A 26,012-nucleotide genomic window follows, 5' to 3' on the forward strand; every position below is an offset into this window, starting at 1 on the left:
CGTACGACCGCGCCAGTGAACACTGGCGCAATGGGGAGACTAGAACAGCTCCGTACCGATGGGTAGGGGTCGCACGCAGGAAAGTTACCGACGGTACGACATAGGGTGCCGGTGTGGCGGACAAGCGGGAGTACCGAATGGAGGAGCTGGCCAGGGAGGCCGGCATCACCGTGCGCACCCTGCGCTTCTACCGCGAGCGGAAGCTGATACCGCCCCCGCGCCGCGAGGGCCGGATCGCCTGGTACGACGAGGACCACCTCGCCCGCCTGCGCACGATCGCCGCCCTCCTGGAGCGCGGCCACACGCTGAGCGGCATCGCCGAACTGGCCGAGGCGTTCGACCACGGCCGCGACGTGGGCGAGCTGCTCGGCCTCGGGGCGCCGACCGAGGAGACACCCGTGCGGCTCTCCCCCGAGGAACTGGCCGACGTCTTCGCGGGCCAGGCGACCCCGGAGAACCTCGCCGCGTCCCTGGACCTCGGTTACCTCGCCACCGACGGCACGGACATCGTCCACATCAGCCGCCGGCTCCTGGAGACCTCGGCGGCCCTGGTCCGCGAGGGCGTCCCGCTGGCGGACATCCTCGCCGCCGCCCGCCGCGTCCGCGAACACGCCGACGCCCTGGCCGAGCTGTTCACCGGTCTGGTCCTCACCGCGGACCGCACCCAGGAGGACCTGCGACGCCTCAGGCCCCTGGCGAAGAGCGTGGTGGAGGCGGAGCTGTCGATGGCCCTGGACCGGCGACTGCAGAAGCGGCCGTAGCTCCTACGAGCCGCAGCCCCTACGACCGGAGCGGCCGTAGCTCCTACGAGCCGTAGCTCCTACGACCGGGGCGACCGTAGCCCCCGCGCCCGCGCCCGCTCCCGCGGTCGCCGGTCCGCCTTCACGGGCCGTAGACCACGGTGACCGGCGCGTGGTCGGACCAGCGCTCCCCGTGGGTCGCCGCCCGCTCCACGTACGCCTCGACGGCGCGGGCCGCGAGGCCGGGCGTGGAGATCTGGTAGTCGATCCGCCACCCCGAGTCGTTGTCGAAGGCCCGCCCCCGGTAGGACCACCACGAGTAGGGCCCCTCCACGTCCGGGTGCAGCGCGCGGACGACGTCCACGTACCCGCCGTCCGCCGCGTCGAGGACCTGCCCCAGCCAGGCCCGCTCCTCCGGCAGGAAGCCGGAGCTCTTCTGGTTGGCCCGCCAGTTCTTGAGGTCCGCGGGCCGGTGGGCGATGTTCCAGTCGCCGCACACCACGACCTCGCGCCCGTCGGCGGCGGCCCGCTCGCGCAGATCCTTCAGATAGACCTGGAACTCGCCCATGAACCGGATCTTCTCGTCCTGGCGCTCGGTACCGACCTCGCCGGAGGGCAGATAGAGGCTGGCGACGGTGACGCCGGGCAGGTCCGCCTCGACATAGCGCCCGCTGCCGTCGAACTCGGCGGACCCGAAACCGACCTGGACGCGATCGGGCTCGCGGCGCGTGCAGAGGGAGACCCCGGCCCGCCCCTTCGCGGCGGCGGGCGCGTGCACGACGTGCCACCCTTCCGGCTGCCGTACGCCCTCCGGGAGCTGCTGCGGCTCGGCGCGCACCTCCTGGAGGCACAGCACGTCGGCGGACGTCTCCGCCAGCCACTCCACGAAGCCCTTCTTGGCGGCGGCACGGAGCCCGTTCACGTTCACAGAGGTCACAGTCAGCACCCGGGCACGATACCGGCACACTGGAGGAGCGCCTCGCGCCCGTCCACCTTCGCCTCCACCCTCGCCTCCACCCTCGCCTCCACCCTCGTTCCGACCGATTCGATAGAAATACGATACTCAGCATGGATATACGTCCGATCGCCTTCGACCACCCCGACGCCGTCAAGCTCAACGACCAGGTGCAGGCCGAGTACGCTGTGCGCTACGGGGACGAGGGCGACGTCACCCCGCTCGACCCGTCGATGTTCAGGCCGCCGGCCGGCCTCTACCTGATCGCGTACGACTCCCAGGGCCGGCCCGTGGCCACCGGCGGCTGGCGCACCCAGGACGAGAACGACGAGGGCTACGCGGACGGCGACGCGGAGCTGAAGCGCATGTACGTGGTCGAGGAGGCCCGCGGCAACGGCCTCGCCCGCCGCATCCTGGCCGCCCTGGAGGCCGACGCCCGTGCGGCCGGCCGCACCCGCATGGTCCTGGAGACCGGCAACAAGCAGCCCGAGGCCATCGCCCTGTACGCGTCCAGCGGTTACGAGCCCTGCGTCAAGTTCGGCCTCTACCGCTTCCACGAGGACAGCCGCTGCTACGCGAAGCCCCTGTAGGCCCGCCGGCCCGAGCCGGCGGTGGACGTGGCCACCGCCGGCTCGGGCCGGAACGCGCCGGAGAATCCCGGCTGCGACCCGACAGCGAACGGCACGCAAAAGCCCCCGCCGGGTTTCCCCGGCAGGGGCTTCGAGCTGCGGTGGACCTGTGGGGATTTGAACCCCAGACCCCCTCGATGCGAACGAGGTGCGCTACCAGACTGCGCCACAGGCCCTTGCAACGAGTGAAACTCTAGCATCCCGGTGAGGGTGCTCGGTAATCCGTTCCCGGTGGCTCTCCCCCTGGTCAGGGGCAGGGCCTCCGGCGGACCACCGAGGCGGTGTCACTCGTTGGCGGCACGCGGCCGCTCGCCGTCCTCGTACTGGTCGAAGAGGGGTGTGCGGCCCCGTTCGCGGGCGCGACGGGCCGCGGCCGCGCGGCGGGCGTCCGCCGCGCCGTCCGGGCCGTCCTCCCCGTCGGACTCGTCCGGCTCGTCCTCCGCCTCGTACGCCTCGGGGGCCCGCGTCTCGTCGGCCGCCGGGCGCTCCGCGCCGGACCCGGCCGCGTTGGACCCGGCCGTGCTGGACCGGGCCGAACTCCACGCGTCGGGCGCACCCAGGTCGACGTCGGACGTGGCGCGCGGGGCGACCGGCGCGGTCACGTACGTCGGAAGGGGCACCGGGACGGGGTCCCAGCTCTCGCCCCGCGCGGGCCCGTTCCGGCGCTCGCGCTGCTGGTCGACCCACTCCGCGTGGTCGGTCTGCTCGACGAGCGCGCGGCGGTCGGCGGCGAGCGCGGACAGACCGGGGTCGGTGTCCGCCTCGGGTCCGTCCTCCGGCTCTTCGACGACGCCGGGATCGGCCGGGGGCCGCCGGCGCGGCTGCCGCTCCCGGAGCCGCTGCGCCGCGGCCTCGGCCCGCCTGCGGTCCATCACGTACGTGAAGCGCCGGCGCTCCTGGGAGCGCAGGTACGCGATGTAGACGCTCAGCATCACCGCGGGCACCCCGGGCGCCCACAGGAAGGCGAGCCCGCCGACGGCCGCGACGATCGCGCCGAGCGTGAAGGCGAGGAAGAGCATGACGGTCGTACGCCGTCGGCGCGCGAGCACCTTCGAGCGCCGGGCCCGTGCCGCCGCCTCCGCCGCGGCGGCCCGCCGAGCGGGGGACGACGCGGGCGTCCCGTCCGACGGGGACGCTCCCTTCGGCGGGGACGCCGGGTTCGGCGAGGGCTTGGCGCCCTGCTGCGGCACGGGCCGGCCACCCGCCGCCCGGGCCTGCCTCGACTCCTGGTTGGACGCCTGCCTGGATGCCTGCTGCGCCTGCGCGTGCGCGTGCGCTTCGGACCGCTCGGACCGTTCGGACTGCTCGGACCGTTCGGACCGTTCGGACCGTTCGGACCGCTCGGACCGCTCGGACCGGGCGCTGCCCGGAGTCCCCGCGCCGTCCGCACGGCCTGTGCCGTCCGCATCGCCCACGCCGCCCGTCCCGTCCGCGTCGCCGGCGTCCGCCCGTACTTCACGACGGGTCGGAGGTATGGCGAAGGCCCGGACGTCCACCGAGTCGGTGATGCCGTCCGGGTCGAAGCGGTACTCCGCCTCCTCGGCGGAGCGCGCCTGCAGGTCCTTGGCGTACCGGCGCTCCATGCCCGCCCGTCCGGACAGAAGCCGGATGGCGGTGCTGAAGCGTTCCGTCGGACGGGCCTCGTTCAGCTCGTCCTGCCTACGGAGCCACATCGGCACCAAGTAGGCGGCCCAGGCCCCGACAATGACTGCGTAGATCAGGCCGCTGCTGCTCACGCCTCACACGGTAGAGGGGTTTGCATGAGGCCATCTGCCAATTGAGCCGGTGTGTCGCACGATCTGGCTGATATTTCGAGCTTTTTTTGTGACCGATGCGATCAGCAGGCCGCCGGGAGCGCGAAATTAATGCCCGAGGATGGTCGATCACCGATCATTTTCGAACACCTATTTCATTTACGCAGTGTTCCGGGGCGTGTCCCGTGGTGAGTTTTCGGACGTGTTCGCCGAGCGTGTCCGCCGCCAGCGGGCCAGCAGTCCCTCGGGGATCTCCTCGGCCGTCAGCGCGAAGACGAGGTGGTCGCGCCAGGCACCGTCGATGTGGAGATAACGGGGGCGAACCCCTTCGTCACGGAATCCGAGTTTCTCGACGACCCGCCGGCTCGGCCCGTTCTCAGGCCGAATGCAGACCTCCAGACGGTGCAGACCGACGGTCCGGAAGCAGTGGTCGGACACCAGTGCGACTGCGGTCGGCATCACCCCGCGTCCGGCGACCGCCTCGTCCACCCAGTAGCCGATGTGTCCCGAACACATGGAGCCCCAGGTGATTCCGGCGACCGTCAGCTGTCCGACGAGCTGTCCCTGGTACTCGATGACGAACGGCAGCATCCGCCCGGCGTTCGCCTCGGTGCGCAGGTGCCGGACCATCTGCCGGTACGTCGGCCGGTGGGTGACCGGTCCGCTGGGCGTGGGCGGCGGAATGGTCGCTTCCCAGGGGCGCAGCCAGTCCCGGTTGCGCCGGTTGACATCGCGCCAGGCTCGCTGGTCGCGCAGCTTTATGGGCCTGAGGACCACATCGCCGTCCACCAGCTCGACCGGCCAGGCTGCGCTGTTCAGCTCGCACCCCCACCGTCGGCGGGTCTGGGATGGTCGCCGCCGCGGATCTGATCGACGGCGTGGACCAGGAGGGGTTCGAGGACGGCCAGACCGTCCCTGACCCCTCCGGTGGAGCCCGGCAGATTCACGATCAGTGTCCGTTCCGCGACCCCGGCGAGGCCCCGGGAGAGCGCCGCCGTGGGCACCTTCTCCCTTCCGAACGCCCTGATGGCCTCGGGAATGCCCGGCACCTCGTACGCGATGACCCGCCGCGTGGCCTCCGGGGTGCGGTCCGTCGGTGAGATGCCCGTGCCGCCGGTGGTCACGACGACGTCGTAGCCGGCGCGGACACCCGTCCGCAGCGCGTTCTCCACGGGGTCCCCGTCGGGAACCACCCAGGGACCGTCGACGGCGAACCCGGACGCGGCCAGGCCCGCCGCGATCAGGGGCCCGCCCTTGTCCTCGTAGACACCGGCCGCCGCACGGTTCGAGGCCGTGACGACCAGCGCGCTGTACGAGGCGCCCAGCGCACCACCAGCCGGCTGCCCGGCGGGGACGGCCTGCGACCCTGCGGGGACGGCTTGCGACCCTGCGGGGACGGCTTGCGACCCTGCGGAGGCGGCCGGCTGCCCGGTCGGGGTGGCCGGCTGCCCGGGCTGTGGGGGTGTCACGTGCGGCTCCAGTCGCCCGACTTGCCGCCCGTCTTCTCCTCCACGCGCACGTCCGTGACGACCGCCCCCTTGTCGACCGCCTTGACCATGTCGATCACGGTCAGGGCCGCCACGGCGACCGCGGTGAGGGCCTCCATCTCGACGCCCGTGCGACCGGTGGTCCGCACGGTGGCCAGGATCTCGACGGCGTCGTCCGCGACCGACAGGTCGAGCTCGACACCCGACACCGGCAACGGGTGGCAGAGAGGGATCAGGTCCGGTGTGCGCTTGGCCCCCATGATGCCCGCGATGCGCGCGGTGGCCAGGGCGTCGCCCTTGGGCACCCCCTCGCCGCGCAGCAGCTCGATCACACGCGGCGAGACGAGGACGCGACCGCTCGCGCGCGCGGTGCGTACGGTCACGTCCTTCTCGGACACGTCGACCATGCGGGCGGCACCCGCCTCGTCGATATGGGTCAGTCGGTCCTGCGTACTCATGCTGTGGCGGCGCTCCTGGTCGTGCCTGTCGTGCGCGACACGGTACTCCCATACCCCCGGGCCGGGGGCCCTCGGCCTACCGGCCGAGGCGGACCACGTCCACCTCGGCGCCGGGCTCCAGGGACTCGACGGCCTCCGGGACGACGATCAGCGCGTCCGCGTGCGCGAGGGCCGCGACGAGGTGGGAACCGGCGCCACCGACGGGCGTCACCTCCCCGTCCGCGTACCGGCCGCGCAGGAACTGGCGCCGGCCGGCGGGTGAGGTGAGGGCCTTCTCCGTGCGGAGCGTCGCCCGGCCGGTGGGCCGGTGGACGTCCGCCACGCCCATCAGGGTGCGGATCGCGGGGCGCACGAACAGCTCGAAGGACACGTACGAGGAGACGGGGTTGCCCGGGAGCGCGAGCAGCGGGGTGTGGTCGGGGCCGATGGAGCCGAAGCCCTGCGGCTTGCCGGGCTGCATGGCGAGCTTGCGGAACTCGATGCCGCCGCCCGCCTCGTCCTCGTCGCCGACCGAGGAGAGCGCCTCCTTGACGACGTCGTACGCGCCGACGCTGACGCCGCCCGTGGTGACCAGGAGGTCGGCGCGGATGAGCTGGTCCTCGATGGTGGCGCGGAGCGTCTCGGCGTCGTCGGTGACCGCGCCCACCCGGTAGGCGATCGCCCCGGCGTCCCGGGCCGCGGCGCACAGCGCGAAGCTGTTGGAGTCGTAGATCTGGCCGCTCTCCAACGTGCCGCCGGGCTGGACCAGTTCGCTGCCGGTGGACATGACCACCACGCGCGGGCGCGGCCGTACGCGGACGGTCCCGCGGCCGATCGCGGCGAGCAGGCCGATCTGCGGCGGGCCGAGGACGGTGCCCGCGGACAGGGCGCGGTCGCCGGCCCTCACGTCGCTGCCCATCGCGCGCACATGCGCGCGTGCCTGCGCCGGGCGGTGGACGTGCACCTGCCCCGAGGCGCCCTCGGGGGACGCGCTGCGGGCGCGCATCCCGGTGACGGGGCCCTCGCCGAGCCCGCCGTCGGTCCACTCCACGGGCACGACGGCCTCCGCGCCGGGCGGCAGCGGGGCGCCCGTCATGATGCGGGCGGCCTGGCCGGGACCCACCGGGAGCAGGTCGGCCTGGCCCGCCGCCACGTCGCCGACGACGGTGAGGACCGCCGGGTACTCCTCGCTCGCGCCCGCCACGTCCGCGACCCGGACCGCGTACCCGTCCATCGAGCTGTTGTCGAAGGGCGGCAGGGACACCGGCACCATGACGTCCTCGACCAGGACGCAGCCCTGGGCGTCGAGGAGCTGCAGCTCGATGGGGTCGAGGGGGCGCACGGTCGCGAGGATGTCCTCCAGGTGCTCGGACACCGACCAGAGTCGGTCCTGGCCGGTGTCAGGGGTCGCGGCGCTGCTCAAAGTGCTACATCTCCTCGGTGACGTAACTGCGGAGCCAGGCCCGGAAGTCCGGGCCCAGGTCCTCACGTTCGCACGCGAGCCGGACAATGGCACGCAGGTAGTCCCCGCGGTCCCCGGTGTCATAGCGGCGGCCCGTGAAGACGACGCCGTGCACGGGGCCGCCGACCTTCTCGTCGTCCGCGAGCTGCTGGAGGGCGTCGGTCAGCTGGATCTCGCCGCCACGGCCCGGCTCGGTCTCACGGAGTATGTCGAAGACGTGCGGGTCCATCACGTAGCGGCCGATGATCGCGTAGTTGCTGGGGGCGTCCGCCGGGTCGGGCTTCTCGACGAGGCCGGTGACCCTGACGACGTCGCCGTCCTCGGTGGGCTCGACGGCCGCGCACCCGTAGAGGTGGATCTGCTCGGGCGTGACCTCCATGAGCGCGACGACGCTGCCGCCGCGCTGCTCCTGGACGTCGACCATGCGCTTGAGCAACTGGTCGCGCGGGTCGATGAGGTCGTCGCCGAGGAGCACGGCGAAGGGCTCGTGGCCGACGTGCGGGGCGGCGCACAGCACGGCGTGGCCGAGGCCCTTGGGGTCGCCCTGGCGGACGTAGTGCATGGTGGCCAGGTCGCTCGACTCCTGCACCTTGGCGAGCCGGCCGGCGTCGCCCTTCTTCTGAAGGGCCGATTCCAGCTCGTAGTTGCGGTCGAAGTGGTCCTCCAGCGGCCGCTTGTTGCGGCCTGTGATCATGAGGACGTCGTCGAGGCCCGCGGCCGCGGCCTCCTCGACCACGTACTGGATCGCCGGCTTGTCCACGACCGGCAGCATCTCCTTGGGAGTGGCCTTGGTGGCCGGCAGGAACCGGGTACCGAGACCTGCTGCTGGGATGACAGCCTTGCTGATCCTTGGGTGCGACTGAGTCATGCCCGACACCATATCCGGTGCCTTTGTAATGATTCTGTGGCTCCGGTTAATTCGTTCTCATATGAGCGCATTACGAAGGGTACGGAACAAGACCGTGAGCCACCCGGAAACCGAAGAGGAGTCTGGCAAGCGTTCGTTGCGACGAGCGCTCCTGGAGGTGAGGAGCCGGTTGACGGCGGATGACGTGCGGGGAACGGGGACCTTGCTCGCCGCCCGCGCCCTGGAGCTCCCCGAACTGGCGCACGCGCGCACGGTGGCGGCCTATGTGTCCGTCGGGAGCGAACCGGGCACCCGCGCGCTCCTCGACGCGCTGCACGCACGGGGCGCGCGCGTCCTGTTGCCGGCGCTCCTCCCGGACAACGACCTCGACTGGGGTGCGTACGACGGCCCGGACTCGCTCGTGGGCGTCCGGCACGGGAACAGGACGACCCTCCTGGAACCCGCGGGCGAGCGCTCGGGCCCGCGCGCCGTGCTGTCGGCCGACACCGTGCTGCTGCCGGGACTGGCCGTGGACGGGCGCGGCATGCGGCTCGGCCGCGGCGGCGGCTCGTACGACCGGGTCCTCGCCCGTCTGGAGCGGGCGGGCGCCGATCCGGCCCTGGTGGTGCTGCTGTACGACTCCGAAGTGGTCGGGCGCGTCCCCGAGGAACCGCACGACCGGCCGGTGCACGCGGCGGTGACCCCGTCCGGGGTACACCGCTTCCGTAAACGCCTGTAGGCCGCTTTCGCTTTCAGGCGCTTGTCACGAGGAAAGGCCCCCACGCGCGCGTGGGGGCCTTTCCTCGGGCACTTCTCACATGCTCGTCAGGGTTTCAGCACCAGCGTGTCCACCGTGGCCTTGTCGACCGCGCGGGCCGAGGAGGCCCAGGGCAGCAGTTCGCCCTTGACCCACTTGCTCGTCTGGTCGATGTAGTGGGCGCTGTACGCGTGCCCCGAGGCCCCGGTGAGGTTGATCCACCTGGACTTGTCGAAGTCGTCGAGGTTCACCACCATGCGCATCGACGGCACCCAGACCACCGAGTACCCGCCCGCCGCGTTCCAGCCGGTGGCGTTCACCGCCGCCTCGCCGCCGCCCAGGTCGTACGGGCCGCGGTTCAGCATGTACTGCAGGAAGCCGGGGCCCTCGGTGCCCAGGGTCTGGTTCTTCAGGTACAGCCGGTGCAGCCGGCCCCAGCTCCAGGTGTCGAGGTCCTTGCCGAGCTTGGCGGTCAGCTCCCAGCGGGCGTCCGCGAGGGCCCGCCCGAACAGCTCGTCACGGGTGTCGACGGCCTTGTCGGTGCGCGTCCTGGGCGCCGTCCACCAGTCGTTGTCCTCGTCGTCCAGGATCTTGCGGACCACCTCGAACCAGCGGTCGCCGCCGTCCGGCTGCGCGCTCTTCGCGTCCCTCTGGCCGCACTCGCGCACCCTGTCGTCCGCCACGTCGACCGGTCCGGTGGAGCCGGCCGGTTCGACGTACAGGCACTGGCCCTTGACGCGCAGTTCCTTGGGCAGCTTGTTGCCGAAGGCGAGCTTGAGGATGTTGCGCCAGGTCGCGTTGAAGTACGCGGCCGCGGCCGAGTCGGCGTCCTGGGTGTAGTTCCAGCCCTCCAGGAGCTTCTGCGCCTCGCGCACGTCCTTGTCGGCGACGTCGATCTTGAGCAGCTTGGGCACCAGCAGCTTGGCGATCTCGCTGCTGTTGTCCAGCTGCATCTGGCGCATGTCGTCCGTGGAGACCTTGCCGCCGTTCTTGGTCTTCGACTCGATGAGGTCGGCGATCCGCTGGCTGCGGGTGCCGTAGCCCCAGTCCGTGGTGAGCGTGTACGGGTACGCGTCCTTGTCGATCACGGCCTGGTTGGCGGTCACGATGTAGCCGCGGTCCGGGTTGTACTCGTACGGCAGCTCCGACTGCTTGATGTAGCCGGTCCAGCGGTACTCGGAGTCCCAGCCGGGCGACGGGAGCGAGCCGTCGCCCTCGCCGCGGACCGGGATCCTGCCCGGCAGCTGGTAGCCGATGTTGTTCTCGGTGTCCGCGTAGACCAGGTTCTGCGAGGGCACGTCGAAGAGGGCGGCGGCCTCGCGGAAGTCCGTCCAGTCGGCGGCCCGGTTCATCGCGAACACCGCGTCCATCGTGGTGCCCGGGTCCAGCGCGGTCCAGCGCAGGGCGATGGCGTAGCCGTCACCGCGGTCCGGGGCCGCGCTGTCGACGCCGGCCTTCCTGCCGACCTTCACGAGTTCGTCGTCGCGGTCGGACAGCAGCGGTCCGTTGTTGGTCTCCCGGACCACGATGGTCTTGGTCGTGCCGCCCGCGACGCGGATCTTCTCCTTGCGGGTGGTGAAGGGCAGCACCTTGTCGTCGTACTCGTAGCCGTCCCCGGTCAGCTTCTGCAGGTAGAGGTCGGTGACGTCGGCGCCGGAGTTGGTCATGCCCCAGGAGATCTTCTGGTTGTGGCCGATGACCACACCGGGCATGCCCGCGAAGGTGTACCCGGAGACGTCGTACCGGCACTTCTCCGAGACGTTCCTGCAGTGCAGGCCCATCTGGTACCAGACCGACGGGAGCGAGGCCGACAGGTGCGGGTCGTTGGCCAGCAGCGGCTTGCCGCTGATGGTGTGCTCGCCGCCGACGACCCAGGAGTTGGAGCCGATGCCGTTGCCGTTCACGCCGACGGCCTCGGGGACGTCGTCCAGCACCCGGTAGAGACCCGCCAGCTGGCTCTCCAGGCCCGCGGGGGCCTCGGCGCCGTCCGCGATCCCGGTGCCGGTACCGGTACCCGTACCTGCCGAGGACTGCGTACCGGTGCCGGTTCCGGTGCCTGTCCCGGTTCCGGTACCCGTCCCGGTCTCGGTGCCGGGTTCCGTGCCCACACCGGTACCCGTACCCGTACCCGTGCCTGTACCGGTGCCCGTGCCTGTGCCGGTGCCCGCGTCGTCGCCCTGCGCGTACTCCCCGGTGATGCTGTCGTACTGACCGTCCTGCACGATCGGCTTGTTCCGGTCGTACGGGTACTGCGGGTACAGGTCCGCGATCTGCTTCGGGCCGAGACGGCTGGTCATCAGGGAGCGGTCGATCTCGTCCTGCATGTTGCCGCGCAGGTCCCAGGCCATCGCCTTGAGCCAGGCCACGGAGTCGACCGGGGTCCACTCCTGCGGCTCGTAGTCGTTGGTGAAGCCGAGGGCCGCGTACTCCAGGGAGAGGTCAGCGCCCTTCTTGCCCTTCAGGTAGGCGTTGACCCCCTTGGCGTACGCCTGGAGGTACTTCTTCGTCCCGGCGGAGAGCTTGCTCTCGTACTCCTTCTCCGCCACCCGCTGCCAGCCGAGCGTGCGCAGGAACTCGTCGTTGTCGACCTGGCTCCTGCCGAACATCTCGGAGAGCCTTCCCGCGGTCATGTGGCGGCGTACGTCCATCTCGTAGAACCGGTCCTGCGCCTGGACGTAGCCCTGCGCCATGAACAGGTCCTCGTCGGTCGCGGCGTAGATCTGCGGGATCCCGTGACCGTCCCGTTTGACGTCCACGGGGCCCGACAGGCCGTCGAGGGTGAGGGAGCCCTTGGTCTGCGGGAAGGAGGCGCGGACGGTGCTGACGCTCCAGAACGCCCCGTAGGCGACGCCGCCGATCAGGGCCAGAATCAAAATGATCAGGATCAGACGGGCTCTGCGCCCCTTCTTCCTGCCGGACTTGCCGGGCTTCTGACCGGAAGATGCGGTGGTGTTGGGGGGCATCGCTGTCCTTGCTGTCCTCACGCGAGCGGCAGGCGGGCTTGTCCAATTGACTGAGCGCTGGAGCAACCATAGGCGCAGGGCCCGGCCGGACTTGACTCGGAGTCGGGTACACGGGCGGACGGAAGTTCGATCTTGCCTCGAAGAGCGTCAAGAAAGCGTCAAGATTTAGGTAAGGTAACGAAGTAGTTCGACCGGCGAACCAGTGGAAAACGGTTGCACTCGTCCCTCCCGGCGAACGGGCGACCGGAACCGCGGGGCCGGACAGTGAGACCGAAACAGCGAGAAGGGAACAGAGCCGCTGACTGTCCACCACCTCAACCAGCTCTTGCTCGTCTGCTCGCTCGTTCTGCTCGTCGCGGTGGCAGCGGTCCGGATCTCCTCGCGCAGCGGGCTCCCCAGCCTGCTCGTCTACCTGGGCATCGGCGTGGCCATGGGCCAGGACGGCATCGGCGACGTCCACTTCGACAACGCCGAACTGACCCAGATCATCGGGTACGCGGCCCTGGTCGTGATCCTCGCCGAGGGCGGTCTGGGCACGAAGTGGAAAGAGGTCAGACCAGGACTCCCGGCCGCCTCCTCACTGGCCGTCGTCGGCGTCTCGGTCAGCGTCGGCATCACGGCGACGGCGGCCCACTACCTGATCGGACTGGAGTGGCGGCAGGCACTGATCATCGGCGCGGTGGTGTCCTCGACGGACGCGGCGGCGGTCTTCTCGGTGCTGCGGAAGGTGCCCCTCCCCTCGCGTGTGACGGGCATCCTGGAGGCCGAGTCCGGCTTCAACGACGCCCCCGTCGTCATCCTCGTCGTCGCGTTCTCCACGGCGGGACCGGTGGACCACTGGTACCACCTGTTCGGCGAGATAGCACTGGAGCTGGCCATCGGGGCGGCCATCGGCCTCGCGGTGGGCTTCCTGGGGGCGTTCGGGCTGCGGCACGTGGCGCTGCCCGCCTCCGGCCTCTACCCGATCGCGGTCATGGCCATCGCGGTCACGGCGTACGCCGCCGGAGCGCTCGCCCACGGCAGCGGCTTCCTCGCCGTCTACCTGGCGGCGATGGTGCTGGGCAACGCCAGGCTGCCGCACTGGCCCGCCACCCGCGGCTTCGCCGACGGGCTCGGCTGGATCGCCCAGATCGGCATGTTCGTCCTGCTCGGGCTGCTCGTCACCCCGCACGAGATGGGTGACGACATCTGGCCGGCGCTCGTCATCGGCCTGGTGCTGACCATGGTGGCCCGGCCGCTGAGCGTCGTGATCGCCCTGCTGCCGTTCCGGATGCGCTGGCAGGAACAGGCGCTGATGTCCTGGGCCGGGCTGCGCGGCGCCGTGCCCATCATCCTGGCCACGATCCCGATGGTGAGCGGCATCGAGGGAAGCCGCCGGATCTTCAACATCGTCTTCGTCCTCGTCGTCGTCTACACCCTCGTCCAGGGGCCGACGCTGCCCTGGCTCGCCCGGACGCTGGGCCTGGCCAAGTCCTCGGAGACCGCGGACCTCGGGATCGAGTCGGCGCCGCTGGAGCGGCTGCGCGGGCATCTGCTGTCCGTCGCGATCCCGGAGGGCTCGAAGATGCACGGCGTCGAGGTCGCCGAGCTGCGGCTGCCCGCGGGGGCCGCGGTGACGCTGGTCGTGCGCGGCGGAGAATCGTTCGTTCCGCTGCCCTCGACCGTGCTGCGTCGCGACGACGAGCTGCTCGTCGTCGCGACGGACCCGGTCCGGGACGCCGCCGAGCGCCGGCTGCGCGCGGTCGGCCAGGGCGGCAAGCTGGCGGGCTGGCTGGGGACGGGCGGCAACGGCAACGGCAACGGCAACGGGACCGGGAACGGAAGGGGCACGGAGGGGTAGGGCCGGTGTGAGGTGGGGCGGGGCGGGGCGGGTGGGCCTGTGCCGGGCGGGGGGCCTGCGCCGGGCGGGGGGGCAGCCGCTGCGACCGGCAAACGCAGGCGTGGAGCACGGATGTGCCGGCTTTCACAGGTGAGCAGCTGTTGACCCCTGTATCATCAAGCACACCTGATCGAACCAACTCTGCCTGACGCAGTGCTGGCGCGACCGTATGGCGGCCGCGGCGCCCCCCTCAGCGGGCGGCCCGGTATCTACCGCAGTTCCGCGCAAGAGGACAGCTCTCGGCGCACCGCGCCCCATGGACGGGGCCGCGCTACCAGGCGGCAGAAAGGCACGGGCCGTGGCATCCACGGTCACCCCGGAGACCCCCGCGAACCCGGGTTCCCCCCGCCCGGGATACGGGCAGCTGCTGCGCACCCGCGGCGCCTGGACGTTCCTGCTCCCCGGCTTCGCCGCACGTCAGCCGTTCGCGATGCTGACGCTGTCCATCGTGCTGCTCGTGCAGCACACCACCGGCTCCTACGGGGCCGCCGGCGCCGTCGCCGCCGTGACCGGTGTCTCCATGGCGCTGTTCGCGCCGTTCACCGGCCGTCTCGCCGACCGGCACGGTCAGCGGGCCGTGCTGCTGCCCGGTGTCGTCGTGCACACCCTGGCGGGTCTCTCCCTGACCGCGCTGGCCCTCGCGGACGCCCCGCTGTGGGCGCTGTTCGCGGCCGCCGTGCCGACCGGTGCCTCGGTGCCGCAGGTCGGGCCCATGGTGCGGGCCCGCTGGGGCGTCAAGCTCCAGGGCTCGCCCCTCATGACGACCGCGGCGGCCTTCGAGTCCGTCACGGACGAGCTGACCTTCGTGCTCGGCCCGCTCCTCGCGACCGCCCTGTGCACCGCCGTGGACCCGGCTGCGGGGCTTCTCACGGAGGCCGCGCTGACCCTGGTCGGCGGTCTGCTGTTCGCCGCTCAGCGCGGCACCCAGCCGTCCGTCGGGGCGGGTGCGGCGACCGGTGCGGGTACGGGAGCCGGTGGCAGTGGCAGTGGCAGTGGCAGTGGCAGTGGCAGTGGCAGTGGCAGTGCGAACGCGCGCGTGAAGCCCGTCTCCGCGCTGTCCGTCCCCGGCGTACGCGTCCTGGTCGTGGCCTTCCTCGGCATCGGTGCCGTCTTCGGCGGCATGCAGGTCTCGCTCGCCGCGTTCAGCGAGTCGATCGGCGAGCCCGGGCTGAACGGTGTCCTGTACGGGACGTTCGCCGCGGGCAACATGCTCTCCGGCGTCGTCTGCGGCGCGATCGCCTGGAAGGTGGCCCCGCGCCGCCGTCTCCTCATCGGGTACGCGGCGCTCGCGCTGACCGCCTCCGGGCTGTGGGCGGCGCAGTCCGTGGTCGTCCTCGCCGGGCTCGGTCTCCTCGTCGGCATGTGCATCGCACCCGCCCTGATCACCGGCTACACGATCGTCGAGGACCTCGTGCCGGCGGGCGCCCGTACGGAGGCGTTCACCTGGCTGACCGGTGCGGTCGCGTTGGGCCAGGCCGCGGCCGTGATGGCCGCCGGACAGCTGGAGGACCGCTTCCGGGACGGGGCCGGTTTCCTCGTGCCGATGGGGGGCACCCTGCTCGCCCTGGCGACCCTGGTCGCCCTGCGCTCGCGGCTCGCTCCGCCGGCCGCGGGGCGGACCGCCGCACGTGGCGTGGGTCACCGCGCGCCGGTGGCAGTGGACTGATCCCGAGGAATACGTCACTATGGACCGTCGTTAGCACTCACTGAGTGAGAGTGCCAGGAGGAAGACAAGTGCCGACCTACCAGTACCAGTGCACCGAGTGCGGCGAAGGCCTAGAGGCGGTGCAGAAGTTCACCGACGACGCCCTGACCGAGTGCCCCAACTGCAATGGCCGCCTGAAGAAGGTGTTCTCCGCCGTAGGCATCGTCTTCAAGGGCTCAGGTTTCTACCGCAACGACAGCCGCGGCTCGTCGTCCAGCAGCAGCCCCGCCTCGGCGGGTGCGAAGTCCTCGGGCTCGTCCGACCCGGCGTCGTCCTCGTCGTCGGACTCGAAGGCGTCCTCGTCGAAGTCGGCCTCGGCCTCGTCCCCGTCCTCGGGTTCCTCGTCGTCGAGTTCGTCCTCCGGGAGCAACGCCGCCTGAGGCGTCCTGGCGCTTCTTTCCCACCGGACCCTGCCGTCGTCACCCGACGGCAGGGTCTTCGGCGTTCCACGGCCCGGTTAGGGTGCCGTGCATGGCGAACACGGAGAACGTCGAGATAGGCGTCATCGGCGGATCGGGCTTCTACTCGTTCCTCGACGACGTCACCGAGATCCAGGTGGACACCCCCTACGGGCCGCCCAGCGACTCCCTCTTCCTCGGCGAGATCGCCGGACGGCGGGTCGCCTTCCTCCCCCGTCACGGCCGCGGGCACCATCTGCCGCCGCACCGCATCAACTACCGGGCGAACCTGTGGGCGCTGCGGTCCGTCGGCGCGCGCCAGGTGCTCGGGCCGTGCGCCGTCGGCGGGCTCCGGCCCGAGTACGGGCCCGGGACGCTGCTCGTCCCGGACCAGTTCGTGGACCGTACGCAGTCCCGGGCGTCGTCGTACTTCGACGGGATTCCGTTGTCCGGGGGCGGCACGCCGAACGTGGTGCACGTGTCGCTGGCCGACCCCTACTGCCCCGCCGGCCGCGAGGTCGCGCTCGCGGCGGCCCGCGGGCGGGACTGGGACGCGGTGGACGGCGGAACGCTGGTCGTGATCGAGGGACCGCGCTTCTCGACCCGTGCGGAGTCCCTCTGGTACCGGGCGCAGGGGTGGTCCGTGGTGGGGATGACCGGGCACCCCGAGGCGGCGCTCGCCCGTGAACTGGAGCTCTGCTACACCTCGATGGCGCTGGTCACCGACCTCGACGCGGGGGCCGCGGCCGGCGAGGGCGTCTCGCACGACGAGGTGCTGCGGGTGTTCGCGGCGAACGTGGGGCGGCTGCGGGAGGTGCTGTTCGACGCGGTGGCCGGGCTGCCGGCCGGCGGGGCACGGGACTGTGCGTGTGCTTCGGCGCTGGGCGGGATGGATCCGGGGATCGCGTTGCCGCAGGGGTGACGGGGTTTTCCACATACCGAGGGTTGTCCACGGGGGGCCGCGGGATCTTCGGTGAGGGAGCAGTCTGAGGGCTCAGCCGATTCCCGAGCTCTGGCGGTGGTGGTCGTGTCGCAGGTGTCGTTGTCCTCGCGTCCGTTGGGGACCGATGTCCCCGGTACGTGCGAGGTGCCGCACTTCGCTCCGGTACGGGTGCGGGGCGGGCGGTACGGGGTGCGCCGGCTGGTCCGGTGCCGGGGGCGGGCCGTCGCGGCCGGTCTGGCGATGACCGCGGCGGCTCTCGTCGCGGCGGGGCCCGGGGACGCGGTGGAGCGGGACACGGGACCGCCCGCCGTCCGTCCGGTGGCCGACTCCGTACGGGAGCGGTCGCGGTCCGTCGAGATGGTCACGGCGCCCGTGCGCATCGCCGACGGTGCGGCGGTGCGGCTCCTCAGGGCCGGCGACCGGGTCGACGTGGTCGCGGCGGAGCCTTCGGGAGCGGGCGGCGCCCGGGTCGTGGCGCGTGGGGCGCGGGTGACGAGGGTTCCGGAGTCCGCGGACGACGCGGCGGAGGCGGGCGGTCTCGTCGTCCTGGCGGTGCCCCGGGGGACCGCGGCCCGGCTCGCCGGGGCGGGTACGACGTCACGGCTGGCGGTGACCCTGTGCTGAGCGACCTTGTTTCGACAAGGCCGCCACGGACTGGCGTAGGTTGCGGAGTTGTTCGTTCCGCAGTCTGCGCAACCGAGAGAGGGCTCCCTGGTGAGCGAGAAAAAGGACCCGAGCATCCTGGACGGCTTCAAGGCGTTCCTGATGCGCGGGAACGTCGTCGACCTGGCCGTCGCGGTGGTCATCGGCGCCGCCTTCACCAACATCGTCAACTCCCTGGTGAAGGGCGTGATCAACCCGCTGGTCGGCGCCTTCGGCACCAAGGACCTCGACAAGTACAGCTCGTGCCTGAAGGCCCCCTGCACCTTCGACCGGGAGACGGGCACCGCGACGAGCGGCATCCCCGTCATGTGGGGCACGGTCCTCAGCGCGACGCTGACCTTCCTGATCACGGCGGCCGTCGTCTACTTCCTGATGGTGCTGCCGATGTCCAAGTACCTCGCCCGGCACGCCGCCCGCCAGAAGGCGAAGGAGAGCGCACAGGAGGTGATCGAGGTGACCGAGGTGGAGGTCCTGAAGGAGATCCGCGACGCCCTGGTGGCACAGCACGGCTCCGGACAGCACGGCTCCGGACAGCACGGCTCCGGACAGCACGGCTCCGGACAGGGCGGACGACAGCAGCAGTAGCAGTCGTCGTGCTCATAACAATGACAGCGGTGGCGCCGGCGGTCGGTCGCCGGTTGCGCACGGCGCTCGCTCAGATGTGGTGGGGCGGCTTCTCGTCGAGGAAGCGGGCCAGGTCCGCGGCGCCGTCACCGCTGGGGCGCTCGCCCCACCCGCGGTCCGTGTCGTCCGCGGACGGCCGGCTCAGCGGATCGTCGAAGACCAGCGCGGACTTGGGGTCACGCGCGTCGTGCGGGGCACGCGGGCCGGGGGTGGGCGCTTCACTCATGTCTCCAGGGTACGCGCCGGGAGGTGCGGCGCCCCGGGCCCGGCGCAGAGGGGGGCCTCGCCTCGGGGGCCGGGGCCGACACTTGGACCATGACAGTTGACGCTCTGACCGATGTGACCGGGCTGCGCGTGGGGCATGCCACGCGTATCGGCGACGGATGGCTCACCGGCACCACAGTCGTTCTCGCGCCGGAGGGCGGCGCGGTCGCGGCCGTGGACGTGCGCGGTGGCGGACCCGGCACCAAGGAGACCGACGCGCTCGATCCGCGCAATGTGGTGCGGACGGTCGAAGCACTCGTACTGACCGGCGGCAGCGCGTACGGGCTGGACTCGGCGACGGGTGTGATGGCCTGGCTGGAGGAGCGGGGGCGCGGGGTGCGGGTCGGGCCCGATCCGCACCATGTCGTACCGGTCGTACCGGCGGCCTGCGTCTTCGACCTGGGCCGGGGCGGCGACTTCCGGGCCCGGCCGGACGCGGGGACGGGCCGGGAGGCGGTGGAGGCCGCCGCCGCGAGCGGATCGGGTGCGCCCGTGCCGGAGGGGTGCGTGGGCGCCGGGACGGGGGCGGCCGTCGGAATGATGAAGGGCGGGGTCGGCACGGCGAGTGCCGTACTGGAGTCGGGGATCACGGTGGCGGCGCTCGTCGTGGCCAACGCGGCGGGTTCGGTGCTGGAGCCGGGGACGGGGGCGCTGTACGGGGAGTTGGCCCAGGGACGTCTCGACTGTCCGGCCGCCGAGGTCCATGAGGCGGCGCGGGGTCGGCTGGCCGAGGCCGAGGCCAGGAACACGGTGCCGCCGCTCAACACCACGCTGGCGGTGGTCGCCACCGACGCCGCCCTGTCGAAGGCACAGGCCCAGAAGCTCGCGGGCACGGCGCACGACGGCATCGCGCGCGCCGTCCGGCCGGTGCACCTGCTCAACGACGGCGACACGGTGTTCGCCCTGTCCACGGGCGCACGTCCGCTCGCGGCGGAGGACCCCCTCGCGCTGAACGAAATCCTCGCGGCCGGCGCGGACCTGGTGACCCGCGCGATCGTACGAGCGGTACGCGCCGCCGAGCCGGTGGAGGGACCGGGCGGGATGTGGCCGGCGTACGGGGAGTTGTACGAAAAGGGGTAGAAGGGGGGCGGAGGGCCGGGGGGCGGGGGCCCGAGGAGGGCCGGGGGGGCGGAGGCCGGGTCAACGGCTGGAACAGGGCCTGGAGTGCCCGGACCGCCGGAAGTGCCCTCCGAGCAAGAGGTTTTGAGGTTCTGCCGGACCACGCGGGAATTCCTCCGGCGGGTCCGGCGTTTTTCCGTGTGCAGGTTTTCTCGGTTCCGGGACATGATGTCCGGCCGAGGGGCTACGGTATGCACCCACAAGGTGACATGCAGCAACGCCGGGAGAAGCCTTGAGCGTTCCGTACGAGACGGCAGCGTACGAGCCACCCGAGTCGCCCGAGTCTCCGGAGGAGCATCTCGCGCGACTCCTCGGTCGCGCCCTGAACTCCTTCGAGCTGCCGGACGACACGATACGGCGGCTCGACCGGGCGCTGGCCCACGACAGTTCACTGCACTCCGCGCACCACAGCGCGGGGCTGCACCGCGAGACGTACCGCCACACCTGGCTGCTCGCCGACGGGAGCGCGCTCACGCTGTGGGAGCTCGTCCACAACACCACGCCGAGCGGCGACACCCAGCACGAGGTGTACGAGGACGAGGAGGAGCTGCGTACCGCGACCGCGCGGCTGCCGCTGCCCTCGGACACCCCTGACCTGGAACTGCCGGTCTGGGTGCGGCTGTCGCCCGTCCCCGAGCCGTTGCACACCTACGTCCTGGACAACTCGGCGGACCACGCCCGGCGATTACTGCGCCGCGCCGAGAACGCGGACCGGCCCGGGGAGGACGTGGCCGAGCTGCTGCGCAAGGCGTTCGCGCACCAGATCACCCAGGCCTTCGGGCGGCCGTGCCGGGCGGGCCGCAAAGGGGTGTGCTTCTCGCTCTACGAACACGCGTTCCTGCTCGGGGACGGCCGCGAGCTGTCCCTGTGGGAGGTCGAGCACACGGCCACGCCCGACGGGCGGCACATGTGCGAGGTGTACGCGTCGGAGGAGGACGCCCGGGCCGCCATGGAGCGGCGGGCGGCCAACCTGCGCTGACGCACGCGGCGCACCGCATGTGACGCACCGCGCATGGTGCATGGCGCAACCGGCGGACGCGCACGGAAGAGGACGAGGCTGTGGCCCGGGATCGGATCCCGGGCCACAGCCTCGTCACCGGCCGTCGGCCGCCGGTCGCTGATTACCGGCCGCCGGTTCTGGCGGGGCGTCTACGCCGTGACCGGTTCCTTCGGCTGTGACGTCCCCGACGTCCCGGCGGCGTTCGTGGCGCCGCCGTCGGGTGCCTGCTTGCGCATGCCCTTGAGGACGACGACCAGGGCGGCCGTGACCGCCGTACCGGCCAGGATGGCCAGCAGGTACAGGAACGGCTTGCCGATCAGGAAGGTGACCCAGACGCCGCCGTGCGGGGCGCGCAGGGTCGAGCCGAAGGTCATGGTCAGGGCACCGGTGACCGCACCGCCCGCCATCGAGGCCGGGATGACCCGCAGCGGGTCGGCGGCCGCGAACGGAATGGCTCCCTCGGTGATGAAGGACGCGCCGAGGACCCAGGCGGCCTTGCCGTTCTCCTGCTCGGCCGGGGTGAAGAGCTTCTTGCGCAGGGTGGTCGCCAGCGCCATGCCCAGCGGCGGGACCATGCCCGCGGCCATCACGGCCGCCATGATCTTCATCGCGGAGTCGCTGGGGTCCTGCACGGCGATACCGGCCGCGGCGAAGGCGTACGCGACCTTGTTGACCGGGCCGCCGAGGTCGAAGCACATCATGAGGCCGAGCAGGACGCCGAGCAGCACCGCGTTCGTGCCGGAGAGGCCGCCGAGCCAGTCCGTCATGGCGTCCTGGGCCTCGGCGATGGGCTTGCCGATCACGACGAGCATCAGGAAGCCGACGACGATCGACGAGACGAGCGGGATCACGACCACCGGCATGATGCCGCGCAGCACCGGCGGGATCCTGACCCGCTGGATGGCGAGGACCACCGCACCGGCCAACAGACCGGCCACCAGACCGCCGAGGAAGCCGGCGTTGATGTTGAAGGAGATCATGCCGCCGACGAAGCCTGGTACCAGGCCGGGCCGGTCGGCCATCCCGTAGGCGATGTATCCGGCGAGGACCGGGATCAGGAAGCCGAAGGCGACACCGCCGATCTGGAAGAGCAGTGCGCCCCAGCTGTCGACCCGGCCCCAGTCGAACACCTCGGTGACCGGCTTGGCATCACTGATCCTGTAGCCGCCGATCGCGAACCCGAGTGCGATCAGCAGACCGCCCGCGGCCACGAAGGGGACCATGTAACTCACGCCGGTCATCAGCCACTTGCGGAGTCTGGTGCCGTAGCCGTCGGCGGGCTCGCCCGCCCGGTCGACCGGGGTGCCACCGGAGCGGGCGGCCGAGGTGACCTCGCCCCGTTCCGCCTTGCCGCGCACCTCCGCGATCAGGTCGGCCGGCTTGCTGATACCCGCCTTCACTCCCACGTCCACGGTCGGTTTGCCGGCGAACCGCTCCTTCTCCCGCACGGGCACGTCGTGCGCGAAAATCACGCCGTCCGCAGCGGCGATGACGGCGGGGTCGAGCCGGGTGAACCCCGCCGATCCCTGCGTCTCGACGACGACCTCGACGTCACCGGCCTCGCGGCCCGCGTTCTCAAGTGATTCGGCCGCCATGTAGGTGTGTGCGATGCCGGTGGGGCAGGAGGTGACGGCGACGATCCGGAAGGGGCGGCCGTCCTCGTCGTCCTGGCCGTCCTGGCCGTCCCGGTCGACCGCTGGCACGGTCGTGGTCGTGGTCGTGGTCGCGGGCACGGCTGTGGTCTCGGGCACGGACCCGGTCCCGGTCCCGGTCCCGGTCCCGGTCCCGACCGGAGTGCGCCCGGAGTCGGGCTCCGATGCCTGGTCGCCGCGGATGAGGGCCGCCGCGGCCGTCGCGTCGTCCACCGCACGCAGCGCGGACGTGAACTCCTCGTCCATCAGCTGACGGGCCAGCGACGACAGGATGGTGAGGTGGGCGTCGTCGGCGCCGGCCGGGGCGGCGATCAGGAAGATCAGGTCGGCGGGGCCGTCCGGCGCGCCGAAGTCGATCCCGGCCGCGCTGCGCCCGAAGGCCAGGGTCGGCTCGGTGACGTGCGCGCTGCGGCAGTGCGGGATGCCGATACCGCCGTCGAGGCCGGTCGGCATCTGGGCCTCGCGGGCGGCGACGTCGGCGAGGAACCCGTCCAGGTCGGTCACCCGCCCCAGGGACACCATGCGCTCGGCGAGGGCGCGCGCCGCCGCTTCCTTCGTATCGGCGGACAGGTCGAGATCGACCAGGTCCGCGGTGATCATCTCGCTCATCGCGGGCTCCTTCGCACGCGTATCGCCCGGGGAGAGGTACGGGCGGGAATGGGGACGGGGGTGAGGGTGGGGGCGGAGAGGCGCCGCCCCCGCACGGCCGGTGTCGTGGGCGGGGTGGCGGCCGGTGTCATGGGCGGGGTGGCGGTCGCGGTGGTCGCGGTGGTCGAGGGCAGCCCGCGCCGGGCCGCCGTGCGGATGTGGCCGTGGGTTCTCATGGCGCGGGCTCCGTCAGTAGGCGGTCGGCCGGGATCTCCGCAGTGACCGTCACCGCGGCCGGGTCGAGGTTCGCCGGGCCCGGCATCACGCTGCCCGGCAGCTGGACGGCCGCCGCTCCGTGGGCCACGGCGGAGGCGAGCGCGCCGGGTCCGCCGCCACCGGCGACGAGGAAGCCGGCGAGGGAGGAGTCACCCGCGCCCACGTTGCTGCGTACGGCGTCGACGCGTGCGCTCGCGAACCACGTGCCCTCGGCGCCGACGAGGAGTTGCCCGTCCGCGCCGAGGGAGGCCAGCACGGTCCGGGCGCCCAGCTCCCGCAGTTCCTCCGCCGCCTTGAGCGCGTCGCCCACCGTGGCGAGTGGACGGCCGACCGCCTCGGCGAGTTCCCCGGCGTTCGGCTTGACGACGTCGGGCCGCTCGCGGAGGGCGGCGAGCAGCGCGGGCCCCGAGGTGTCCAGCGCGACACGGGTGCCGGCCCGGTGGGCACGGGCGACCAGTTCCGCGTACCAGGAGGGGGCGAGGCCCCGGGGCAGGCTGCCGCAGCAGGCGATCCAGTCGGCGTCGCGGGACCGTTCGCGCACGGTCTCCAGGAGCGACTCCTGCTCGGCGGGGGTGAGTTCGGGGCCGGGTGCGTTGATCTTCGTGAGGACGCCGTCCGCCTCGGCCAGCGCGATGTTCGAGCGAGTCGCACCGGCGACCGGGACCGGCGCGACCTCGATGCCCTGCGCGTCGAGCAGGTCGGCGACGAGCGCGCCCGGCGCGCCGCCGAGCGGCAGGACCGCGACGGTGGGACGGCCTGCCGCGGCCACCGCCCGCGAGACGTTGACGCCCTTGCCGCCCGGGTCCATGCGCTCTCCGCCGGCCCGGATGACCTCGCCGCGGTCGAGCGACGGGATCTCGTACGTACGGTCGAGGGACGGGTTCGGGGTGACGGTGACGATCATGCGGGCTCGTTTCTGGACACAGGGCACTTCGGTTGCGGCGCTTCGGTTCTGGCGCTTCGGTTGCGGCGCTTCGGTTCTGGCACTTCGGTTGCGGCGCTTCGGTCAGACGCGGAGCACCTCGGTGCCGCCCCGCTCGACGGCCGTGGCGTCCTCGGGGCTCAGGCCGCTGTCCGTGATCAGCAGGTCCACCTCGTCGAGACCCCCGAAGCGCGCGAAGTGCTCCTGGCCGTGCTTGGCCGAGTCGGCGAGCAGCACCACGCGGCGCGCGGCGGCGAGGGCGGCGCGCTTCACGGCGGCCTCGGCGAGATCCGGGGTGGTCAGGCCGTGCTCGGCGGAGAAGCCGTTCGCGGCGAGGAAGACCACGTCAGCGCGGATCTCCCCGTACGCCCGCAGCGCCCAGGCGTCGACCGCCGCGCGCGTACGGTGCCGGACGCGGCCGCCGACGAGGTGGAGCTGCAGGCCGGGGTGGTCGGCGAGACGGGCCGCGACGGGCAGGCTGTGCGTCACGACGGTGAGGGTCGCCTCCAGCGGGAGGGCCCCGGCGAGGCGGGCGACGGTCGTGCCCGCGTCGAGGATCATCGTGCCCCGGTCGGGCAGTTCGGCGAGGGCCGCCTTGGCGATGCGGTCCTTCTCGTCCGCAGCCGTGGTCTCGCGCTCGGCGAGGTCGGGTTCGAAGTCGAGCCGTCCGGCCGGCAGGGCACCACCGTGGACCCGGCGCAGCAGTCCCGCCCGGTCCAGGGCCTTCAGATCGCGCCGGATGGTCTCGGCCGTGACCTGGAACTCCTCCGCGAGCGACACCACGTCCACACGTCCGCCGTCGCGCGCGAGCCGGAGGATCTCCTGCTGCCGCTCAGGTGCGTACATGTCCGTTCGTCTCCGTCTCGTGTCCATCTCGTGCCCGAACCTGTGGTTTATCCGGCAGGCTACGCCCGGATTTCAGGAAAGTAAACAGACTCGGGCGCGAAGACGGGCATGAACAGACATTCAGCCATTCAGCGTTCGTACGGTGGTCGCCCCGCTCGGCCGCCCCGCTCGGCCGTCCCGCTCAGGTGTCCCGCTCAGCCGACGGGTGCGGGCTCCGGGTCCCGGGCGGGCGGCGTGGTCGTGGGTGCCGCCTCCGCGCCCTCCACGTGCTGGGCGGGACGCCTCGGGAGGGCGGACATCAGGAGGAAGATGGCCGCCATCACCACGGCGACCCAGATCAGCGCGTGCTGGAAAGCGTCGACGAAGGCGGGGCCCACCTCCGGCGGCGTCAGGCGGTCGGACATCGTGCCGAAGAAGACGACGGAGACCGGGCCGGGGCCGAGGGCGTTGCCCATCTGCTGGACGGTGTTGATCAGGCCGGACGCCGAGCCGGAGCATCCGTACGGGATCTGGAGGGCCGTCTGACGCGGGCCGCCGAGGGCTCCGGAGGCTGACGGGGACGGCGGCGCCGACGGCGGTACTGGTGGCGGTGACGGTACTGGTGACGGCAGCGGTGGCGGTGGCGGTGGCGTGCTCATCGGCGGGGTCTGCCCTCGTGACACAATGCGCCACCCGGGTCACCCCGGGGTTCAGGTCCGGGGTGACCCGGCCCCCGGACGCAGCCGAGCCCCGGCGCCAGGGGGGGGAGGCGCCGGAGCTCGGCTCTGGAAGAGTCCCCGCACCGGGGGGAGTGCGTCGGGACTCGGTTCTGGGGGCCCTGGAGTTTTGTGCCCCGGGACCGGGGTGTTGAAGCGGCGGTAAACGGACTTCTGTGCGAGCTGATGGGGCCTTGTTCAGCCATGTCGTCGGACATGGCCGCCGCGGCTCCACCGGTGTGGTCTGCGGTAAGCACGCGTGCCCTCGAATCGCAGACCCAATCCTCCCGGCGGGCACCAGTTTTTCTCACCCGGACGACGGGCGCCGCCGCGGCGGGGCGCAGGCCGTGCGTATGGAGCGCGTACGGCGTGCGTCCCTCAGCCACAGTGCGTCTGCGGGCTTACGG

23 protein-coding genes, 1 tRNA gene and 2 pseudogenes are annotated in these 26,012 nt (G+C 72.0%); 11 read left to right on the forward strand and 15 right to left on the reverse strand.

Annotated elements, in window-relative coordinates; all coding sequences use genetic code 11:
• Positions 1-137: 137 nt before the first annotated feature.
• Positions 138-761, forward strand: a complete 624-nt coding sequence (locus tag KM933_RS14725; RefSeq protein WP_221352366.1) for a MerR family transcriptional regulator — start codon at positions 138-140, stop codon at positions 759-761.
• A 121-nt stretch (positions 762-882) separates the two neighbouring features.
• Here the strand turns inward: KM933_RS14725 and KM933_RS14730 are convergent, their stop codons facing one another.
• A complete protein-coding gene (locus tag KM933_RS14730; protein ID WP_221352186.1) occupies positions 883-1,707 on the reverse strand; it encodes an exodeoxyribonuclease III in 825 nt (274 codons plus the stop codon).
• Between the two features lie 101 nt (positions 1,708-1,808).
• On the opposite strand from KM933_RS14730, the gene KM933_RS14735 reads away from it, so the two are divergent.
• Positions 1,809-2,285, forward strand: coding sequence for a GNAT family N-acetyltransferase (locus KM933_RS14735; protein ID WP_221352188.1), 477 nt, complete (start codon positions 1,809-1,811; stop codon positions 2,283-2,285).
• Positions 2,286-2,426: 141 nt separating this feature from the next.
• On the opposite strand, the gene KM933_RS14740 is transcribed toward KM933_RS14735, so the two are convergent.
• The 7 genes from KM933_RS14740 to galU form a co-directional block, all read right to left on the reverse strand.
• Positions 2,427-2,500, reverse strand: a tRNA-Ala gene (locus tag KM933_RS14740).
• Positions 2,501-2,608: 108 nt separating this feature from the next.
• On the reverse strand, positions 2,609-4,060 hold the full coding sequence (locus KM933_RS14745) for a gephyrin-like molybdotransferase receptor GlpR (RefSeq protein ID WP_221352190.1): 1,452 nt from the start codon (positions 4,058-4,060) through the stop codon (positions 2,609-2,611).
• 177 nt (positions 4,061-4,237) lie between these two features.
• Positions 4,238-4,867 (reverse strand): GNAT family N-acetyltransferase, encoded by a 630-nt coding sequence (locus KM933_RS14750; protein ID WP_308013395.1) that lies wholly within the window; start codon positions 4,865-4,867, stop codon positions 4,238-4,240.
• A gap of 26 nt (positions 4,868-4,893) precedes the next feature.
• Positions 4,894-5,403 (reverse strand): MogA/MoaB family molybdenum cofactor biosynthesis protein, encoded by a 510-nt coding sequence (locus KM933_RS14755; RefSeq protein WP_221352370.1) that lies wholly within the window; start codon positions 5,401-5,403, stop codon positions 4,894-4,896.
• Between the two features lie 140 nt (positions 5,404-5,543).
• A complete protein-coding gene (gene moaC / locus KM933_RS14760) occupies positions 5,544-6,023 on the reverse strand; it encodes a cyclic pyranopterin monophosphate synthase MoaC (RefSeq protein WP_221352192.1) in 480 nt (159 codons plus the stop codon).
• A 76-nt stretch (positions 6,024-6,099) separates the two neighbouring features.
• Entirely contained in the window at positions 6,100-7,425 is a 1,326-nt protein-coding gene (gene glp, locus KM933_RS14765; RefSeq protein ID WP_221352194.1) for a molybdotransferase-like divisome protein Glp, read from the reverse strand.
• Positions 7,426-7,429: 4 nt separating this feature from the next.
• A complete protein-coding gene (gene galU, locus KM933_RS14770; protein WP_221352197.1) occupies positions 7,430-8,332 on the reverse strand; it encodes a UTP--glucose-1-phosphate uridylyltransferase GalU in 903 nt (300 codons plus the stop codon).
• A 61-nt stretch (positions 8,333-8,393) separates the two neighbouring features.
• Between galU and KM933_RS14775 the strand changes: the two genes are divergently transcribed.
• Positions 8,394-9,050 (forward strand): 5-formyltetrahydrofolate cyclo-ligase, encoded by a 657-nt coding sequence (locus tag KM933_RS14775; RefSeq protein ID WP_221352199.1) that lies wholly within the window; start codon positions 8,394-8,396, stop codon positions 9,048-9,050.
• A gap of 86 nt (positions 9,051-9,136) precedes the next feature.
• Here KM933_RS14775 and KM933_RS14780 read toward each other — a convergent pair whose 3' ends face one another.
• On the reverse strand, positions 9,137-12,031 hold the full coding sequence (locus tag KM933_RS14780) for a penicillin acylase family protein (RefSeq protein ID WP_221352201.1): 2,895 nt from the start codon (positions 12,029-12,031) through the stop codon (positions 9,137-9,139).
• Between the two features lie 298 nt (positions 12,032-12,329).
• Between KM933_RS14780 and KM933_RS14785 the strand changes: the two genes are divergently transcribed.
• The 6 genes and pseudogenes from KM933_RS14785 to mscL all read left to right on the forward strand — a co-directional run.
• The gene (locus KM933_RS14785) at positions 12,330-13,871 is read left to right on the forward strand and encodes a potassium/proton antiporter (protein WP_221352372.1); all 1,542 of its coding nucleotides are present in this window, start codon (positions 12,330-12,332) and stop codon (positions 13,869-13,871) included.
• Between the two features lie 337 nt (positions 13,872-14,208).
• Positions 14,209-15,576 carry an MFS transporter gene (locus KM933_RS14790; RefSeq protein ID WP_308013396.1) on the forward strand — a complete coding sequence of 456 codons (1,368 nt, stop codon included), beginning with the start codon at positions 14,209-14,211 and terminating at the stop codon, positions 15,574-15,576.
• Between the two features lie 68 nt (positions 15,577-15,644).
• Entirely contained in the window at positions 15,645-15,995 is a 351-nt protein-coding gene (locus KM933_RS14795; protein ID WP_221352205.1) for an FmdB family zinc ribbon protein, read from the forward strand.
• 91 nt (positions 15,996-16,086) lie between these two features.
• Positions 16,087-16,935, forward strand: a complete 849-nt coding sequence (locus KM933_RS14800) for an S-methyl-5'-thioadenosine phosphorylase (protein ID WP_221352207.1) — start codon at positions 16,087-16,089, stop codon at positions 16,933-16,935.
• A 96-nt stretch (positions 16,936-17,031) separates the two neighbouring features.
• Positions 17,032-17,580: a hypothetical protein gene (locus KM933_RS14805; protein ID WP_430727318.1), complete on the forward strand. Its 549-nt coding sequence runs from the start codon at positions 17,032-17,034 to the stop codon at positions 17,578-17,580.
• A 90-nt stretch (positions 17,581-17,670) separates the two neighbouring features.
• A pseudogene (gene mscL / locus KM933_RS14810) lies at positions 17,671-18,135 on the forward strand (large conductance mechanosensitive channel protein MscL); the annotation flags it as partial.
• A 139-nt stretch (positions 18,136-18,274) separates the two neighbouring features.
• On the opposite strand, the gene KM933_RS14815 reads toward mscL, so the two are convergent.
• Positions 18,275-18,469, reverse strand: coding sequence for a hypothetical protein (locus tag KM933_RS14815; protein ID WP_221352212.1), 195 nt, complete (start codon positions 18,467-18,469; stop codon positions 18,275-18,277).
• 89 nt (positions 18,470-18,558) lie between these two features.
• Between KM933_RS14815 and KM933_RS14820 the strand changes: the two genes are divergently transcribed.
• Together KM933_RS14820 and KM933_RS14825 are read left to right on the forward strand one after the other, a co-directional pair.
• The gene (locus tag KM933_RS14820; RefSeq protein WP_221352214.1) at positions 18,559-19,587 is read left to right on the forward strand and encodes a P1 family peptidase; all 1,029 of its coding nucleotides are present in this window, start codon (positions 18,559-18,561) and stop codon (positions 19,585-19,587) included.
• Positions 19,588-19,858: 271 nt separating this feature from the next.
• A complete protein-coding gene (locus KM933_RS14825) occupies positions 19,859-20,605 on the forward strand; it encodes a DUF6227 family protein (RefSeq protein WP_221352216.1) in 747 nt (248 codons plus the stop codon).
• Between the two features lie 170 nt (positions 20,606-20,775).
• On the opposite strand, the gene KM933_RS14830 is transcribed toward KM933_RS14825, so the two are convergent.
• From KM933_RS14830 to KM933_RS14850, 5 genes and pseudogenes are all read right to left on the reverse strand, one after another.
• A complete protein-coding gene (locus tag KM933_RS14830) occupies positions 20,776-22,887 on the reverse strand; it encodes a PTS fructose transporter subunit IIABC (RefSeq protein WP_221352218.1) in 2,112 nt (703 codons plus the stop codon).
• A complete protein-coding gene (locus KM933_RS14835; RefSeq protein WP_221352220.1) occupies positions 22,884-23,102 on the reverse strand; it encodes a hypothetical protein in 219 nt (72 codons plus the stop codon). The genes KM933_RS14830 and KM933_RS14835 overlap by 4 nt, the downstream gene beginning before the upstream one ends.
• Complete coding sequence (gene pfkB, locus KM933_RS14840; RefSeq protein ID WP_221352222.1) at positions 23,099-24,046, reverse strand: 1-phosphofructokinase; 948 nt, start codon at positions 24,044-24,046, stop codon at positions 23,099-23,101. The genes KM933_RS14835 and pfkB overlap by 4 nt, the downstream gene beginning before the upstream one ends.
• A gap of 102 nt (positions 24,047-24,148) precedes the next feature.
• Positions 24,149-24,910 (reverse strand): DeoR/GlpR family DNA-binding transcription regulator, encoded by a 762-nt coding sequence (locus tag KM933_RS14845; protein WP_221352224.1) that lies wholly within the window; start codon positions 24,908-24,910, stop codon positions 24,149-24,151.
• A 194-nt stretch (positions 24,911-25,104) separates the two neighbouring features.
• A pseudogene (locus tag KM933_RS14850) lies at positions 25,105-25,422 on the reverse strand (MFS transporter); the annotation flags it as partial.
• Between the last annotated feature and the right edge of the window lie 590 nt (positions 25,423-26,012).

The sequence above is a fragment of the Streptomyces beigongshangae genome (genome assembly GCF_019710745.1).
GTDB lineage: Bacteria > Actinomycetota > Actinomycetes > Streptomycetales > Streptomycetaceae > Streptomyces > Streptomyces beigongshangae.